Source organism: Enterobacter sp. Ag1 (genome assembly GCA_000277545.1).
In the GTDB taxonomy this organism is placed as follows: domain Bacteria; phylum Pseudomonadota; class Gammaproteobacteria; order Enterobacterales; family Enterobacteriaceae; genus Cedecea.
In genome coordinates, this window is sequence record AKXM01000005.1 from 106,751 (window position 1) to 122,296 (window position 15,546).

At 55.6% G+C, this 15,546-nt stretch carries 14 protein-coding genes; 9 read left to right on the plus strand and 5 right to left on the minus strand.

The features are described 5' to 3' along the window. Positions 1-228: 228 nt before the first annotated feature. From A936_RS03055 to A936_RS03070, 4 genes are all read left to right on the plus strand, one after another. Entirely contained in the window at positions 229-1,446 is a 1,218-nt protein-coding gene (locus A936_RS03055) for a multidrug efflux MFS transporter (RefSeq protein WP_008454475.1), read from the plus strand. A gap of 273 nt (positions 1,447-1,719) precedes the next feature. Continuing rightward, positions 1,720-1,980 carry an anti-adapter protein IraP gene (gene iraP, locus A936_RS03060; protein ID WP_008454477.1) on the plus strand — a complete coding sequence of 87 codons (261 nt, stop codon included), beginning with the start codon at positions 1,720-1,722 and terminating at the stop codon, positions 1,978-1,980. A 93-nt stretch (positions 1,981-2,073) separates the two neighbouring features. Beyond that, the gene (phoA, locus tag A936_RS03065; protein ID WP_008454478.1) at positions 2,074-3,492 is read left to right on the plus strand and encodes an alkaline phosphatase; all 1,419 of its coding nucleotides are present in this window, start codon (positions 2,074-2,076) and stop codon (positions 3,490-3,492) included. Positions 3,493-3,594: 102 nt separating this feature from the next. Next, complete coding sequence (locus A936_RS03070) at positions 3,595-3,906, plus strand: PsiF family protein (protein WP_008454479.1); 312 nt, start codon at positions 3,595-3,597, stop codon at positions 3,904-3,906. Between the two features lie 73 nt (positions 3,907-3,979). On the opposite strand, the gene proC is transcribed toward A936_RS03070, so the two are convergent. Further along, positions 3,980-4,789, minus strand: coding sequence for a pyrroline-5-carboxylate reductase (gene proC, locus A936_RS03075; protein WP_008454480.1), 810 nt, complete (start codon positions 4,787-4,789; stop codon positions 3,980-3,982). Positions 4,790-5,112: 323 nt separating this feature from the next. Between proC and A936_RS03080 the strand changes: the two genes are divergently transcribed. Continuing rightward, positions 5,113-5,574: a YaiI/YqxD family protein gene (locus A936_RS03080; RefSeq protein ID WP_008454481.1), complete on the plus strand. Its 462-nt coding sequence runs from the start codon at positions 5,113-5,115 to the stop codon at positions 5,572-5,574. Here A936_RS03080 and A936_RS03085 read toward each other — a convergent pair. After that, positions 5,571-6,314 carry a DUF2076 domain-containing protein gene (locus A936_RS03085; protein ID WP_008454482.1) on the minus strand — a complete coding sequence of 248 codons (744 nt, stop codon included), beginning with the start codon at positions 6,312-6,314 and terminating at the stop codon, positions 5,571-5,573. The two genes, A936_RS03080 and A936_RS03085, sit on opposite strands and share 4 nt — an antisense overlap. A gap of 351 nt (positions 6,315-6,665) precedes the next feature. On the opposite strand from A936_RS03085, the gene aroL reads away from it, so the two are divergent. The 3 genes from aroL (at position 6,666) to ppnP (ending at position 8,573) form a co-directional block, all read left to right on the plus strand. Then, the gene (gene aroL, locus A936_RS03090; RefSeq protein WP_008454483.1) at positions 6,666-7,190 is read left to right on the plus strand and encodes a shikimate kinase AroL; all 525 of its coding nucleotides are present in this window, start codon (positions 6,666-6,668) and stop codon (positions 7,188-7,190) included. Positions 7,191-7,519: 329 nt separating this feature from the next. Then, the gene (locus A936_RS03095) at positions 7,520-8,197 is read left to right on the plus strand and encodes an AroM family protein (protein ID WP_008454484.1); all 678 of its coding nucleotides are present in this window, start codon (positions 7,520-7,522) and stop codon (positions 8,195-8,197) included. A gap of 82 nt (positions 8,198-8,279) precedes the next feature. Then, positions 8,280-8,573 carry a pyrimidine/purine nucleoside phosphorylase gene (ppnP, locus tag A936_RS03100; RefSeq protein WP_008454495.1) on the plus strand — a complete coding sequence of 98 codons (294 nt, stop codon included), beginning with the start codon at positions 8,280-8,282 and terminating at the stop codon, positions 8,571-8,573. A 60-nt stretch (positions 8,574-8,633) separates the two neighbouring features. Here the strand turns inward: ppnP and rdgC are convergent, their stop codons facing one another. Then, positions 8,634-9,545 carry a recombination-associated protein RdgC gene (gene rdgC, locus A936_RS03105; RefSeq protein WP_008454497.1) on the minus strand — a complete coding sequence of 304 codons (912 nt, stop codon included), beginning with the start codon at positions 9,543-9,545 and terminating at the stop codon, positions 8,634-8,636. Between the two features lie 125 nt (positions 9,546-9,670). Between rdgC and mak the strand changes: the two genes are divergently transcribed. Then, complete coding sequence (gene mak, locus A936_RS03110; protein WP_008454499.1) at positions 9,671-10,582, plus strand: fructokinase; 912 nt, start codon at positions 9,671-9,673, stop codon at positions 10,580-10,582. 480 nt (positions 10,583-11,062) lie between these two features. Here mak and sbcC read toward each other — a convergent pair whose 3' ends face one another. Further along, on the minus strand, positions 11,063-14,218 hold the full coding sequence (gene sbcC / locus A936_RS03115) for an exonuclease subunit SbcC (protein WP_008454501.1): 3,156 nt from the start codon (positions 14,216-14,218) through the stop codon (positions 11,063-11,065). After that, positions 14,215-15,432: an exonuclease subunit SbcD gene (gene sbcD, locus A936_RS03120; protein WP_008454503.1), complete on the minus strand. Its 1,218-nt coding sequence runs from the start codon at positions 15,430-15,432 to the stop codon at positions 14,215-14,217. The genes sbcC and sbcD overlap by 4 nt, the downstream gene beginning before the upstream one ends. Between the last annotated feature and the right edge of the window lie 114 nt (positions 15,433-15,546).

The window sequence follows — 15,546 nt, forward strand, 5'->3', positions numbered from 1 at the left end:
TTAATCCACCCATAAACTTTACGAAAGAGGACAACATAGCACGCTCATTCCGGGGATTCATGTGGTTCCTGCAACAACCTGTCCGGTCGGGCAGGATATGTGCTTTAGTAAGCAATCATGTCTGGATCGTAATGACAGCGCCGGGGCGCTGACGGCAATATTCATTAGTGTGATAAGCTTTCCAGAAATCGTTCTATTCTGGTTGCATCCCCTTTGAAAAAGCGCGCTATGGAGTCCTGGAAGGTCAATCTCATTTCGGTCTGGTTCGGCTGTTTTTTTACCGGCCTTGCGATCAGCCAAATTTTGCCTTTTCTTCCGCTCTACGTTGAGCAGCTTGGCGTCACTTCCCACGAAGCCCTTTCCCTTTGGTCCGGCCTGACGTTCAGCGTCACGTTTTTGGTTTCGGCTATCGTTTCGCCGATGTGGGGCAGCCTGGCCGACCGCAAAGGGCGCAAGCTGATGTTGCTTCGCGCCTCGTTTGGTATGGCGGTGGCGATTCTTCTCCAGGCCTTTGCCACCAACGTCTGGCAGCTGTTCCTGTTGCGCGCGGTAATGGGGTTAACGTCGGGTTATATTCCTAATGCAATGGCGCTGATTGCCTCTCAGGTGCCACGCGAGCGCAGCGGCTGGGCTATCAGTACGCTCTCAACCGGGCAAATCAGCGGTGTGATTGTGGGCCCGCTGCTCGGCGGTTTTATGGCGGATCACCTTGGGCTAAGGCCGGTATTCTTTGCCACCGCGGGGCTGCTGATGGTCAGTTTCCTGGTGACGCTGCTGCTGATAAAAGAGGGCGCTCGCCCGAAAATCAGCAAAGATGAGCGCCTGACCGGGAAAGAAGTTTTCGCCACGCTGCCTTACCCCTGGCTGATCCTCAGTCTGTTTATCACCACGCTGGTGATCCAGCTCTGTAACGGCTCGATTGGCCCGATTTTGGCGCTGTTTATTAAACAGCTGGCCCCGGACAGCAACAATATTGCGTTTATGAGCGGATTTATCGCCGCCTTGCCGGGCATATCCGCGCTCTTTGCCGCACCTAAATTGGGCAAACTGGGCGACAGGATTGGCACTGAACGTATTTTGATGGCGACGCTGTGCTGCGCCGTGGTGTTATTCCTTGCCATGTCCTTTGTCACCTCGCCGATGCAGCTTGGCATCTTGCGCTTTTTGCTGGGTTTTGCCGACGGGGCAATGTTACCGGCGGTGCAAACGCTGTTGCTCAAATACTGCAGCGACCAGGTCACCGGGCGTATCTTCGGTTATAACCAGTCGTTTATGTATTTGGGGAATGTCGCCGGGCCTTTAATGGGGGCAGGGGTTTCCGCAATGGCCGGTTTTCGTTACGTTTTTGCGGCAACCGCCGTGGTTGTGCTGCTCAATGTCTGGCAGCTGGCGGTGGCTTTTAAGCGCAAGAATGCCCGTCAGGCGCTGGCCAGTAAAAGCACTTAGCCGCCAGCCAGTTTCTCTGTGTGGGATATTATTGAGCAAAATATGAAGATTGATTTCGACTTATTATTCATTTAGTCGCTACCACAGATTTAGAGAATAATATTCCATTATTCTTTTTTTGTGGTGCAAAAAATTCGTTGTCGGGATTATTATCAGACGGAATCATTTTAATATTGCTGCTATTTGCTGTGACGCACATATTTAACCTGAGATATTGCTCTCAGGTGGATCTGAGTGTTAACGTCATGCCTTAACCCCGCAGGGACTGAGAAAATGAAAAATCTTATTGCTGAGTTATTGGTTAAGCTCGCCGAAAAGGAAGAAGAATCGAAAGAGTTGGTTGCTCAGGTTGAAGCGCTGGAAATAGTGGTCACAGCCTTATTGAGACGCCTTGAACAGGGAGAACGTTCGGCGCTGGTTGCCAGCATTGAAGGGGCGTTAGATGATGCCTCCCCAAAGACGGCAGTGCCGGTCCAGGATACCGAATTACTCCGACAATATTTAAAAAAGCTCCTTATCTATCCTCGTAGTTGAATCAAATTTTACTGTCATATTAGTGTCATAAGTCATTTTTATACTCGCTCTGTTTTTATTTATATTCAGTAGTTACTACATGGAGAAAATAAAGTGAAACAGAGCGTAATTATCGCCAGCCTGCTGCCTTTGCTGCTTGCCAGCGCCCCATCAAAATCACAAGAAACATCCTCTTCCCCTCTGGAAAATCGCGCCGCTCAGGGAGATTTAACTCAGCCGGGCGGTGCTCGCCGTATTACAGGCGATCAAACTGAAGCGATCCGTGCCTCGCTCAACAATAAAACAGCGAAGAACATTATTCTGCTGATTGGCGACGGAATGGGCGATTCGGAAATTACCGCCGCCAGAAACTATGCCGAAGGGGCTGGTGGTTTCTTTAAAGGAATTGATGCCTTACCGCTGACCGGGCAATACACCCATTATTCTTTAGACAAGAAAACGAAAAAGCCGGATTACGTCACCGATTCTGCGGCTTCCGCCACGGCGTGGAGTACCGGCGTGAAAACCTATAACGGCGCGCTGGGCGTGGACGTCGACGGGAAAGATCACGTCACCATCCTCGAACTGGCGAAGGCGGCCGGTAAGGCGACGGGTAACGTATCCACGGCGGAAATTCAGGATGCCACGCCAGCGGCGCTGGTTTCCCACGTGACGGGGCGTAAATGCTATGGCCCAAGCGCCACCAGCGAAAAATGTGCCACTAACGCGCTGGAAAACGGGGGCAAAGGCTCCATTACCGAGCAACTGCTGAATACCCGCGCCGACGTGACGCTTGGTGGTGGGGCAAAAACCTTTAGTGAAACGGCAAAAGCCGGTGAATGGAACGGGAAAACGCTGCGCGAGCAGGCCGATGCCCGTGGCTATCAGTGGGTGGATAACGCCGCCGGCCTTGCGTCGGTGACAGAAGCTAACCAGCAAAAACCGCTGATCGGTATGTTCGCCGACGGCAATATGCCTGTGCGTTGGGAAGGGCCGAAGGCCACTTACCACGGGAATATCGATCAGCCAGCCGTGACCTGTACGCCTAATCCGAAGCGCGACAGCAGCGTGCCGACCCTGGCGCAGATGACCGAAAAAGCTATCGACCTGCTGAAAGGAAACGAGAAAGGCTTCTTCCTTCAGGTCGAAGGCGCTTCTATTGATAAACAGGATCACGCCGCTAACCCATGCGGGCAGATTGGCGAGACGGTCGATCTCGATGAAGCCGTGCAAAAAGCGCTGGAGTTTGCCCGTAAAGATGGCAATACCCTGGTTGTTGTCACCGCAGACCACGCCCATTCCAGCCAGATTGTGGCGCCGGACACCAAAGCGCCTGGCCTGACTCAGGCGCTGAACACCAAAGATGGCGCGGTGATGGTCATCAGCTACGGCAACTCCGAGGGTGAATCTCAGGAGCACACCGGCACCCAGCTACGCGTGGCGGCCTATGGCCCACATGCAGCCAATGTGGTGGGGCTGACCGATCAGACCGACCTGTTCTACACCATGAAATCAGCGATGGCGCTGGAGTAAAGGTGAGCTTGCGTAACAGGTAAGAAAAAAATGCGGCGGAAACGTCGCATTTTTTTTGCCTTAGGCCAGACTTTAAACGTCACAATAAAAAAGGAATAAGGTATGAAATTTTCATTATTAGCGGTGTTACTGGTAGGGCTGGTTGGGTCAGCAACGGCGGCGGATAAAACGATGACGCCGCAGCAGCAGCGTATGACGACCTGTAATCAGCAGGCGGCTTCGCAGTCTCTGAAAGGGGACCAGCGTAAGAGCTACATGAGCAGCTGTCTCAAAGGGGAAGCGCCTGCCGCGGCGGGGAAAACCCTGACGCCTCAGCAACAAAAAATGAAGGACTGTAATGCGGACGCGGCGAAGCAATCGCTGAAGGGCGACGCCAGAAAAACCTTTATGAGTAATTGCCTGAAGAAAAAATAAGTTGTTTTGAATGGCCCTCACCCCGTCCCTCTCCCCCGCGGGGAAAGGGTTAGGGTGAGGGGCTATATCAAAATCAGGACTTCCCGAGCAGCTCTGACTTCGCCATACACTTCACCATCGCTTCCATCACGGCAGCGCGGAAACCTTTCTCTTCCAGCACTTTGACCGCTTCAATGGTGGTGCCGCCAGGGGAACAAACCATGTCTTTCAGCTCACCCGGATGGGTACCGGTTTCCAGCACCATCTTCGCCGAGCCCATCACCGCCTGAGCGGCAAACTGATAGGCCTGTTTGCGCGGCATACCGCCCAGCACGGCGGCATCGGCCATGGCTTCGATAAACATAAATACATAAGCCGGGGCAGATCCGCTGACGCCCACGACCGGGTGGATCATCGCTTCGCTTACGACTTCGGCCTGGCCAAAGCTGCGGAAAATGCTCACCGCATCGGCAATGTCTTCCGGCGTGACTAGCGCGTTTGGCGTGACCGACGTCATGCCCGCGTTCACCAGTGCAGGGGTATTCGGCATTGCACGGATAATTTTCCGGTCATGGCCCAGCACTTTGGCCAGGGTTTCCAGAGTGATACCCGCGGCAATGGAGATAATCACGGTGTCTTTGTTCAGGTCGGAGTTAACTTCACTCAGCACCTTAAGCATGATGTTTGGCTTCACGGCACCAAAGACGATGTCGGCTATCTGCGCAACTTCCTGCGCGCTCTGCGCCGGGTTAATGCCGTATTCTTCGCACAGGGCCTGAACTTTGTCCGGCGACGGGGTGTAGATCCAGATATTGCCGGCAGGCACAAGGCCGCTGGAAATCAGGCCGCCGAGGATGGCTTTGCCCATGTTACCGCAGCCAATAAACCCTATTTTCTTGTCCATAGCATGACTCCATGGTGATGTGTTTTGTTATTTGATGGTAATAGCTTAACCAGACTTCTGACAAATCTAATGGGGATAAAATTCTGCAATGTGTCGCCATAAAAATAAACTGGAAAATCAATTCATTGATTTTCGGCTGATAACCACAAAGAGGGAAAACCACGCTTTTTCCCTCTTTGTCAGCAATCTCTTAACGCGCTTTTTACCGCTTAGGCTATGTTTGCACGCAACGGCGAACGGCCGGGGTGGAAACAGATAAATTTTGTCATTCGGCAAAAGCACGGCAAAATCGCCCCCATTCCCACCGAAAGTCAGGAGCCATAATGCAAATTTGGGTGGATGCCGATGCGTGTCCAAAAGTCATCAAAGAGGTGCTGTTTCGCGCGGCAGATCGCGCTCAGGTTATGGTCACGCTGGTGGCTAATCAGGGGATGAAAACGCCGCCGTCGCGGTTTATTCGCAGCCTGCAGGTTGCCTCTGGATTTGACGTGGCGGATAACGAAATTGTGCGTCGCTGCGAGAAAGACGATTTGGTTATCACCGCCGATATTCCGCTGGCGGCAGACGTGCTGGAGAAAGGGGCGGTGGCGCTGAATCCCCGGGGCGAGCTTTATACCCCTGCAACCATTCGTGAACGCCTGACGATGCGTGACTTTATGGATACTCTGCGCGCCAGCGGCGTGCAAACCGGCGGGCCGGACAGCCTGAGCCAGCGCGACCGCCAGCAGTTTGCCAATGAGCTGGAAAAGTGGCTGCTGAAGGTCGCGCGGGCGCAAAAGTCTTAGATAAAGCTGTCGTCGTCGTCGTCGCCGTAATCGTCGCCGCCAAAATCATCGTTACCGTAATCGGTATTGTCCTGCGACTGCCAGCCGCCCTGGTTCTGGAACTGACGGTCATCGACCTGGCTGTAGTCGTTGACCGAGTCGAATGAGCTGTTGTCGAAGGTCGGCGCCGGTTCATTGATAATATTGACGATCTCTTCCGGCTGGCTGCGGTGGAACATGCTGGTCAGCATTTCTGCCACCACGACACCACCGGCTACGCCCGCTGCGGTTTGCAGCGCGCCAGATAAGAACCCGCCTCCGGCACGTGGGGCGCTGGCCGGGGCAGCCTGTTGCTGTGGTGCACCATATCCGCCCTGTTGTGGCGCGCCGTAGCCTGGCGCAGAAGAGGTGCCATAGTTCTGGCTACCCGGAATCGGATCGGAGCCACGAGCAGTATTATTACTGCTGCTGCCGCCGCCGAACAACCCGGCAAGGAAACCGCCGCTGCTTTGCTGCTGGCGAGATTTCTGCTCCAGCTCGCTCACCTGCGCTTCCAGGGCCTGAATTTTGCCATTCAGCTGCTTCATGGCCGCTTCCTGGATAAGGATCGTCTGCGTCATGTAGTAGGCGGCACCCGGCTGCTGGCTGAGGTGTTGCGCAATCCGCTGTTCGGCGGCCGCATCGCGGGTGGCACTTTGGCTTTCGGCCTGTTTCAGACGGTCAAAAAGCCCGTCAATAAGACGCTGCTCTTCAGCTTGCATGGTTCATACCTCTGTCATGATGAAATCTTAAAACGAGTCTGGATCACATTCAGCGTAGGTGAAACGCCTTAATCGTAAAGCTAACCATAAATGTGTTACCGAATCTCAGATTAAGGGTTGTCATTGGCCTGGCGTTTAAAGTATTGTGGCGCAGTTAGCAGGTGGTGGATTTAGTTTACACTTGTTACGCATCAGTTAATGCCGTTATAGCTGGGCTTTAAGCGACAGGTTTCATTTTTTGTAATCATAGGTTTACACTTGTCGCGTACTAGTTTAGTGGTATTATCGCATTCTGTTTTCCTGCTTTTACCCCTTGTGGCCTCAGGCCCGCATTTCCGAGGATTATCTTTGATGACTCAACCCCTATTCTTAGTCGGCGCTCGCGGCTGTGGTAAGACGACCGTCGGTCAGGCATTGGCGAGAACGCTGGGTTACGCCTTTGTCGATACCGATAGTTTTCTGCTGAACCACACCGGCAAGAGCGTGGCGGAGATTGTGGCCGAAGAGGGTTGGGAAGGGTTTCGGGCTCGTGAATCCGATGCGCTGCAGCGCGTGACGGCCCCGGCGACCGTGGTGGCAACCGGTGGTGGCATGGTGCTGGCAGAGGGCAATCGGCAGTTTATGCAGGAAAACGGCATCCCCGTTTGGTTACATGCCCCGGCGCAGGTTCTGGCTTCACGCCTGACCGCCTCTCCGGAAGAAGGGCAACGCCCAACGCTCACAGGGAAAGGCGTGACCGATGAAATCGTTGACGTGCTCGCCGCTCGCGAAGGGCTCTACCGGCAGGTTGCCCGCCACATTGTGGACGCCACTCGCTCTCCTGATGCGGTAGTGGAAGCAATCCTCAGCGCGTTACAAATGGCCCGCGCCAGTTAGCCTATACTTAACGCTCATCCATAAGAAATTAAGGACGAGCGATGGCCATTCAGCCACTTTTCGTCGAGAGCCTGACCGGCAGGATCAGGCGTACGCCGCGCGTGCGACCTTCTTCCTAAGAGAAACTTTTATCTCATTCATTTAGCTAAAATATATTCCTTAGAGATGTTGCTCAGTAGTTGATGTTTCGTTAAGGATTTCGATGTCGCTCTGGTTGTATGCTGCGGATTGTGGCGATCAAAAAACGATCGACCCGGCGGAGTTATTTCATAGCGGACGTGGAGCAATGCAGCGAAGAGGGCGGTAACTGAGTAATAGCGGAGCGAAGCATGAAACCAACTGTAGCCATTCTCACCGTCGGCAAAGTGTCAGTCAGTGAGGTTTTACCTTTTTTAACTGAACATATCTCTGAACAACAAATCTCTCAGGTCAGCCTGTTGGGCAATCTCTCCCCCGATGAGGTTCGCCGTCAGTTTTCCCCGTCCCCCGGTGAAGAAACGCTGCTCACGCTATTGGCGGATAACACCATTACGTCAGTCGGGCGGGACAAAATCTCCATTGCGATGCAGGGCATCATCGAACAGCTGGATAATCAGGGCTACGAAGTTATCCTGCTGATGAGCACGATGCCGCTGACGGGGTTAAGCGCCCGCAATGCCATTCTGCTGGAGCCTGAGCGCATCATTCCTCCGCTGGTAGCGTCGATTGTGGATGGTCATCAGGTAGGGATCATTCTGCCGGTTGCAGAAATGATTAAGTTTCAGGAGCTGAAGTGGCGCAAGCTGACCCATCCGCCGCTTTATTCGCTTGCGAACCCGATCCACGGTAGCGAAGCCGAGCTGCTGGAGGCCGGAAAAAAACTGATGGCTGAAGGGGCGGATGTTCTGGTTCTCGACTGCCTTGGCTACCATCAAAAACACCGGGATTTACTGCAAAAGCAGCTGGATGTGCCGGTGCTCTTATCCAACGTACTGGTGGCCAGATTAGCCGCAGAATTGCTTATCTGAACGGAATTAACAATTTGCGTGACAGGCCGGAGAGTTCGCCTCTATAGTGGTTTTTTCACTAATGTCGATAAAGGGCCTGTCCATGCTTCAGAGTAACGAGTACTTCTCCGGGAAAGTAAAATCCATCGGTTTTACCAGCAGCAGCACTGGCCGTGCGAGCGTTGGGGTGATGGCGGAGGGGGAATACACCTTCGGGACCGCCCAGCCGGAAGAGATGACCGTAGTGAGCGGCGCTTTGCACGTTTTGCTGCCGGGGGAAACAGAGTGGAAAACCTATGCTGCGGGCGAAGTCTTTAACGTTCCGGGCCACAGCGAGTTTCATCTGCAGGTTGCTGAGCCAACGTCCTACCTTTGCCGCTACCTGGCCGATAAATAACTGACTTTCAGGCCCCTCGTTTCACCGCGAGGGGCTTTTTTTATGCGTCAGCCACGGCAATTAACGCTGTGCTTCTCCGCCGAGGGCTTCCACCAGGTTGGTAATCAGCGCCGACAGCTCGCCGGTCATCAGAATAAAATCGGCGTCGAAACGCCCGCCAAAATCTTCCCGGTCGATATCGTCGTTCTGTTCGCGCAGGATATCGGCAAACTTCAGGCGTTTGACTGAGCCATCGTCCGCCAGCACGAACTGAATACGCTCCTGCCAGTCCAGCGCCAGCTTGGTGACCACTTTGCCGGTTTCAATGTGCGCGGCGATTTCATCGCACACCAGCTCTTGCTGCTTGCAGCGGATCACGCCGCCGCCTTCAAGGATTGCCTTGAGCTCAGCTTCGTCCATTAGCGCAAAGCCTGCCGGAACATCCCCTGAACGTACCCACTCGGTCAGCGTCAGTTCGATAGGGTTTTCCAGCGCCAGCGGGACCACCGGCAGAGAACCCAGGCTTTTACGCAGCAGGGCCAGCGTATCTTCCGCTTTTTTGGCGCTGGCGCAGTCAACCATGATCAGGCCGTTGACGGTGTCTATCCACATCATAGTCTGGCTAAAGCGGCTGAAAGCGCGCGGCAGCAGGGAGTGCAGCACTTCGTCTTTGAGGGAATCTTTCTCGGTCTTCTTCAGCTTGCGGGCCTGTTCCGCTTCGAGCTTATTGATTTTGGCTTCAAGAGCCTGTTTGATGACCGGAGCGGGCAGAATTTTTTCTTCTTTACGGGCGCAAATCACAATCTGGCCGTTGGCAACATGGGTTAATGCATCGCTGTGCGAGCCCATCGGCGACACCCAGCCGGTTTTGGCCATGTCCTGGCTGCCGCAAGGGGTGAAGGTGAAGGCGGCTAACTGTTTTTCCATTGCATCCGCCGTCAGCGTGATGTCACGGCTTAAACGGTAAACCATTAAATTTTTAAACCACAGCATGATTCTGTCCCAGGTTGTCAGTTAAACGCAGCGGGCATGATAACGAATTGACGGCCTCGTTTCATTGTCTTTGCTTGGCCTGCATTTTAGGTAGTTGATAATTATCACCAAATGAGGAAGTTCTTGTGCGCATAGGTATCGATCTCGGTGGGACTAAAACAGAAGTGATCGCGCTGGCAGACGACGGTAAACAACTTTATCGCCACCGTTTGCCCACGCCAAAAAACGACTACCAGGCCACCATCAAAAACATTGTTGAGCTGGTGCGGCTGGCGGAAGAAGCCACGGGCGAGACCGGTACGGTAGGGCTTGGGATCCCGGGATCGATCTCCCCTTATACCCGAGTGGTGAAAAATGCGAACTCAACCTGGCTGAACGGGCAGCCGTTTGACAAGGATCTTAGCGTGGCGCTCAAGCGCGAAGTCAGGCTGGCGAACGATGCTAACTGCCTGGCGGTGTCGGAAGCGATTGACGGCGCTGCCGCAGGGGCGCCGATCGTCTTCGCGGTGATCATCGGCACCGGCTGCGGCGCGGGCGTGGCGATCAATGGCCGAAGTTCGATCGGTGGCAACGGCACCGCGGGCGAGTGGGGGCATAACTCGCTGCCGTGGATGGATGAAGACGAACTGCGTTTTCGGAAAGAGGTGCCGTGCTACTGCGGCAAACAGGGCTGTATTGAGACTTTTATTTCCGGCACCGGATTCGGCACGGACTACCAGCGCCTGAGCGGGAAAACGCTGAAAGGGCACGAAATCATCAGCCTGGCAGAGCAGCAGGATCCATTGGCAGAGCTGGCTATCAGCCGCTATGAGACGCGTCTGGCGAAGTCGCTGGCGCATATCGTCAACATTCTCGATCCGGACGTGATCGTGCTGGGCGGCGGGATGAGCAACGTGGAGCGTTTATACCGGACGGTGCCGCAGCTGATCAAACCGTGGGTGTTTGGCGGCGAGTGTGAAACGCCCGTTCGCAAAGCGGTACACGGGGATTCCAGCGGCGTTCGAGGTGCGGCGTGGCTGTGGCCGATAGAGAAGTAAATCGCCCCTCACCCCAGCCCTCTCCCCAAAGGGGAGAGGCGGAAAACAGATGCCGGAAACGTGGTTTTTTCCCTATGCCTCTGGGAGAGGAGTAGGGGGAAGGGAAAAACCAGAAGCGACAGCGTAGTTGAAGTTAGTACCGGGTTTAAAGCGAAACACGGTTCCGGCTTAAATCGCCTTCGTTTTCTCTCCGACTGGCCAGGGTCCGGACGTCGGGAACGGCCGGAGGCTGAGAGCGTCGGGAACGCATCTCAGCCGACCCAGGACTGGGAGATAAAACGGAGGTCTGCCGCTTCAGCGGTCGATTTATTTGGCCGGGAGTCCGGGTTCTCAGGGGAATGACGGTGATTCCCCTGAGACGTTCACCGATGCGGTGGTGACATATGAAACCGAACTGGAAGTGAACGGAACCTTAACCGTTCCTTCATAAGCGTACTTGTGACTTAAAGAGCGTTCCCTCTGGTGAGAGCCTGGCAAGGATCACTCCACCGCGAAAGCCTTATCCAGCCGGCTGACACCTAACCCGTTAATCTTCTTCACCTTAATCTGCACCGGGATCCGCTCCTTCATCGCCTCAACGTGACTGATCACGCCGATGGTTTTGCCGCTGGCGTTCAGCGTATCCAGCGCGTCGAGTGCGGTATCCAGCGTCTGCGCGTCCAGGGTGCCAAAACCTTCATCCAGGAACAGAGAGTCAATGCGGGTTTTATGGCTGACCAGGTCGGATAACGCCAGCGCCAGCGCCAGGCTTACCAGGAAGCTTTCGCCGCCGGAAAGCGTGCGGGTGTCACGTACCGCATCGGCCTGCCAGGTATCGACCACCTGTAATTCAAGCGCTTCGCTGTCTTTACGCTGCAGCAAGTAGCGCCCGTGCAGGCGATTGAGCTGATTGTTTGCCAGCCAGACGAGGTTATCCAGCGTCAGACCTTGTGCAAATTTGCGGAATTTATCCCCTTCTTTGGAGCCGATAAGCGCGTTGAGGTAGCCCCAGTCTTCCGCCTGTGCTTCACAGGCTTTTATTTCCTGCATCAGCGTTTGCTGGCGAACCCGGTTTTCCTCGTCGTGCCGCAGCTGCTGGGTAATTTGACCCTGTTGTGAAGCATTCTCACGCAGCTGGAGGGCAAGCGCCGAGATTTGCGCCTCCAGTGCGCCAGGATCTGTTTCTTCGTGCAGATTGTCTGGCCGCGCCGATAAGTGTTGAGTCAACGCACTTTCCGCCTGTTCCAGCAGAGTGACTTGCTGCTGATGCTGGCGCTCCAGAAGCTGTTTACGCTGTTCCAGCTCAAGGCGCTCGGTCTCTTCCAGCAGAGCGCGGCGGAAATCGGCTTCGTCGCTGAACTGGCTGGCCGAAAGCGCATTCCTGAACTGTGTCTGCGCCTCCGTGGTTTCTTCTTCGCTTTGCTTCAGCTGCTGTTGCAGGGACTGGCGCTGCCCTTCCAGCAGGTTGCAATCGTTATGCAGCGCCTGCCAGTTTTGCAGCGCCGCCTGGTGCTCGTGTTCATCCAGCGGCTGCGGGGCGGAGCCATCGTCCGCAAGGGTTGAGAGCAGCATGTCGAGAGCGGAGAGCTGCTGGCGAAGCTGCGGCAGTTTGTCCTGCTGGTGCTGCCATTGCTGAGATTCCCTTTGGCGAGCCTCCAGCCAGGTTTGCTCTTCGCCAGGCTCAGGATGCTGGAGACCGGCCTGCTCCAGCCCCGCTTGCAGCGACGCGCGCTGTGCCAGGTAGTCTGCTTTCAGTTTTTCATGCTGCTGGCTGTCGCGTTGATATTGCGCCTCCAGCGCCTGCCGCTCGCCAAGCTGGCGCATCTGTAGCTCGCGCTGTTCCTGCTCGTCAAGCCAGGCGCTGAGATCGTCCTGAGGCGTTAAAGCGATGGCAAGTTCCGCGCACTGCTGCTGCCAGCGGGCTGACAGTACAGTTTTTTCTGCCTCAATGGCGGTGCTGGCCTGCGCCAGTTTTTCGCGCTGCTGGCGCTGGGTATCAAGCTGACCTTTAAGGGCAAAGCCAAGCTCTGCGAGTTTAGCCACTTCTTGCTTAAGGGCGGCCAGGCGCTGTTGGTTCTCCCCTGGTTCGAGAGCCTTATACGCCTCTACAGCCGGGTGTTGGGTTGAGCCGCAAAGCGGACACGGCGAGTCAGGCTGCAGGCGTGCGCGCTCGGCTTCAAGGCTTTGGATGCGCTTTTCCTGTTCGACGACTTTTTCCAGATCCGCTTCGTGCTGGCGTTTGTCTTTGTACTGCTGGCGCTTTTGCCCCAGGTCAACGTCTCGCTCGGCAATCTGTTTCTCCAGCTCGGCAAGCTCGCGCCGTTGCTCGGTTTTGCGTTTCTCCAGCGTGGCAAACTGCGGCTGCAAAGTAGCCAACAGCTGGCGAGCAGGCCGGGTTGCCAGCATCCGCTGTAAATGAGCGCTCACTTCATCAGGAGAAAGGCTAAGCTTTGGCTCCGGCAGCGCCTGCAGCTTTTGCCGACTGGCCTCGAGCGCCTGCTTTAGCTCAGTAAGCTGTTTTTCGTCGCGCTGCTGCTGCGTGAATGCCATGCGCCAGCCCGTCAGTTCGGCAGACCAAAGTCGATAACGGTCATTCGCCGCGAGCCAGTCTTCGACCTGCTGAGCTTCTCTCTTCAGCCGCTGAGCCTGTTCGGCGGCCAGCATTCGGGTTTGCTGCCGGCGGACGGAAAGCTGCTGTAAGCGGGTATTCACTTTCTCCGCCGCCTCGCTGTTTTGCTTCAGCGACTGCTGCTTTTCCTGCAGCCGCTGCCAGTCAGGGCGAAGTTTTTCGGCGGGCAAAGCTCGAGTCAGTTTCGCCAGCATGGGCTCTGCGTCTTTGACCGCCTGACTGGCTGTGCCCAGCGCCTGCTGCTTTTGGGCTTTGTCGGCAGAAAGCCGGGTTAGCTGAGCGAGCCATTGCTGGTGCTGCTGCTGCTGTTGGTGCTCCACGGAAAGCTTTTTCTCTTCCAGAGTGAGCGCCTGCAAACTCTCGGTAAGCTGCTGTTGCTGCTCAGCGGTTAGTAGCGCGACGCCGGAAGCCTGAGCCAGCAGGTTTTCAAGGCGGCTTTTGATTTGCTTATGATTTTCAAACACCGCGGCGGAAACGGTGCCGTAAATCTCCGTGCCGGTCAGCTCTTCAAGCAGCGAGGCGCGGTCGTTGGCATCGGCGTTTAAAAAGGCGGCGAACTGCCCCTGGGAGAGCATCATTGAGCGGGTGAAACGGTCGTAGTCCAGCCCGGTGAGCGCGGCGATAATCTCCAGCTTGTCTTTGATTTTATCCGCCAGGATTTTGCCGTCGCTGATTTGAGCCAGCTCCACGCGCGGCGCCTGAAGGTTGCCGTTTGCCGCGTTGCGGGCGCGGTTCTGGCTCCAGAAGGCGCGATAGCCCGTACCTTTTACCTCAAACTCGACTTCGGCCAGGCATTCTGCGGTGTCGCGGGTCATCAAGTCATTTTGCGACTGCGACACGGTGCTGAGGCGCGGTGTCTTGTGGTACAGCGCCAGGCAAATGGCATCCAGCAGGGTGGTTTTGCCCGCGCCCGTGGGGCCGGTGATGGCAAACAGCCCGTTGCTGGCGAAAGGCTCCTGGGTGAAATCAATTTTCCACTCGCCTTTCAGGGAGTTAATGTTTTTTAACCGCAGGCTGAGGATCTTCATGCCTGTTCCTCCCGCTGGTGCAAATCTGAAAGGGTTTGGGCAAACAGCGTTCTTAGCCTGGCGGCGCGCTCCTCGCTGGTTTCTTCCTGACTCAGCCGCCGCTCAAAAACTTCTTCAACGCTTAACTCGCTCAGCGTCTCTTTATGCTGGCTGGCAATCACCCGCTCGCGCTGTTCGCGGCTGCGGCGCAGCAGAACGACTTCAACCGGCAAATCGTCTGTGAGCGCCTGCACCTGGCGCTGCATGTCGTGCAGATATTCGTCGGTGGCGATTTCGATATCCAGCCAGACTTTGGGTTCAGCAGGCGCGTTTCGCCACTGCTCTAGCTGCCGCTCGATTTCACTCAGCGACCCTTTCACGATGGCCAGCGGCTGGCTGATGGGGACTTCCAGAGGCTCGACGCTGGTTAGCGCTCCGCCGCTGAATGTCACCAGAAAAACGGTTTTTGCTTTGCCGGTTTCGTCGAAGCTCAGCGGAATCGGCGAGCCGCTGTAGCGAATATGCTCCGTGCCGCCAATTTTTTGCGCGCGATGAATGTGCCCGAGCGCAATGTAGTCGGCGGGCGGGAAGTGCTGCGCCGGGAAGGCATCCAGCGTGCCAATATAAATGTCACGCACCGCATCGGATTTCGTGACGCCTACCGTGGTCAGGTGCCCGGTGGCAATTATCGGCAGCGGCTGGTCACCGCGAAGCGCCACGGCGGCGGCATAACATTGCTGGTAATGTTCGCTGATGGCTTCCATTAAAGAGCGCTGTTTTTCATGGCCGGACAGCCCCGCCTGGCTGCTTTGAATGTCGCGAGGACGCAGGAAAGGAATTGGGCAGAGAATCGCCCCCGGCGTGCCGTCTTTTTGATTGAGCAGCAGCGCCTGTTCGTCTTTGTTATGGCGGGCGCTGGCAATGACGCGGGTGTTCAGGCAGGCCAGCAGCTCCCGGGATTCATTCAGGGTAGCTACGGAATCGTGATTCCCCGCCAGCACCACGAGCTGGCAGCCGGTGCCCTGCAGCTGCACGACAAAACGGTTATACATTTCACGGGCGTAGCTCGGCGGCGAGCCGGTATCAAAGATATCTCCCGCGACGAGGATCGCATCCACCTGATGCTCGACCGCGGCGTTTAATAGCCAGTCGAGAAAGGCCTGATGTTCAGAAACCCGGCTTTTGGTATAGAAGTTTTGGCCGAGGTGCCAGTCTGATGTGTGGAGAATGCGCATAACCTGTCCCATGGCAAAGAGGCGAATTACCGATTATAAGCTATTGAGCTGGCAGCGTAACCGCCAGTAAAAATCCATGGCTGTCATAATTCAAAAAGGTGAAATATCTTGCCG

Excerpts from the sequence above, each read along its gene's own strand:
- A936_RS03055 (WP_008454475.1), top strand. The coding sequence starts at position 229 with ATGGAGTCCTGGAAGGTCAATCTCATTTCGGTCTGGTTCGGCTGTTTT.
- iraP (WP_008454477.1), top strand. The coding sequence starts at position 1,720 with ATGAAAAATCTTATTGCTGAGTTATTGGTTAAGCTCGCCGAAAAGGAA.
- A936_RS03070 (WP_008454479.1), top strand. The coding sequence starts at position 3,595 with ATGAAATTTTCATTATTAGCGGTGTTACTGGTAGGGCTGGTTGGGTCA.
- proC (WP_008454480.1), bottom strand. The coding sequence starts at position 4,789 with ATGGACAAGAAAATAGGGTTTATTGGCTGCGGTAACATGGGCAAAGCC.
- A936_RS03080 (WP_008454481.1), top strand. The coding sequence starts at position 5,113 with ATGCAAATTTGGGTGGATGCCGATGCGTGTCCAAAAGTCATCAAAGAG.
- A936_RS03085 (WP_008454482.1), bottom strand. The coding sequence starts at position 6,314 with ATGCAAGCTGAAGAGCAGCGTCTTATTGACGGGCTTTTTGACCGTCTG.
- aroL (WP_008454483.1), top strand. The coding sequence starts at position 6,666 with ATGACTCAACCCCTATTCTTAGTCGGCGCTCGCGGCTGTGGTAAGACG.
- A936_RS03095 (WP_008454484.1), top strand. The coding sequence starts at position 7,520 with ATGAAACCAACTGTAGCCATTCTCACCGTCGGCAAAGTGTCAGTCAGT.
- ppnP (WP_008454495.1), top strand. The coding sequence starts at position 8,280 with ATGCTTCAGAGTAACGAGTACTTCTCCGGGAAAGTAAAATCCATCGGT.
- rdgC (WP_008454497.1), bottom strand. The coding sequence starts at position 9,545 with ATGCTGTGGTTTAAAAATTTAATGGTTTACCGTTTAAGCCGTGACATC.
- sbcC (WP_008454501.1), bottom strand. The coding sequence starts at position 14,218 with ATGAAGATCCTCAGCCTGCGGTTAAAAAACATTAACTCCCTGAAAGGC.
- sbcD (WP_008454503.1), bottom strand. The coding sequence starts at position 15,432 with ATGCGCATTCTCCACACATCAGACTGGCACCTCGGCCAAAACTTCTAT.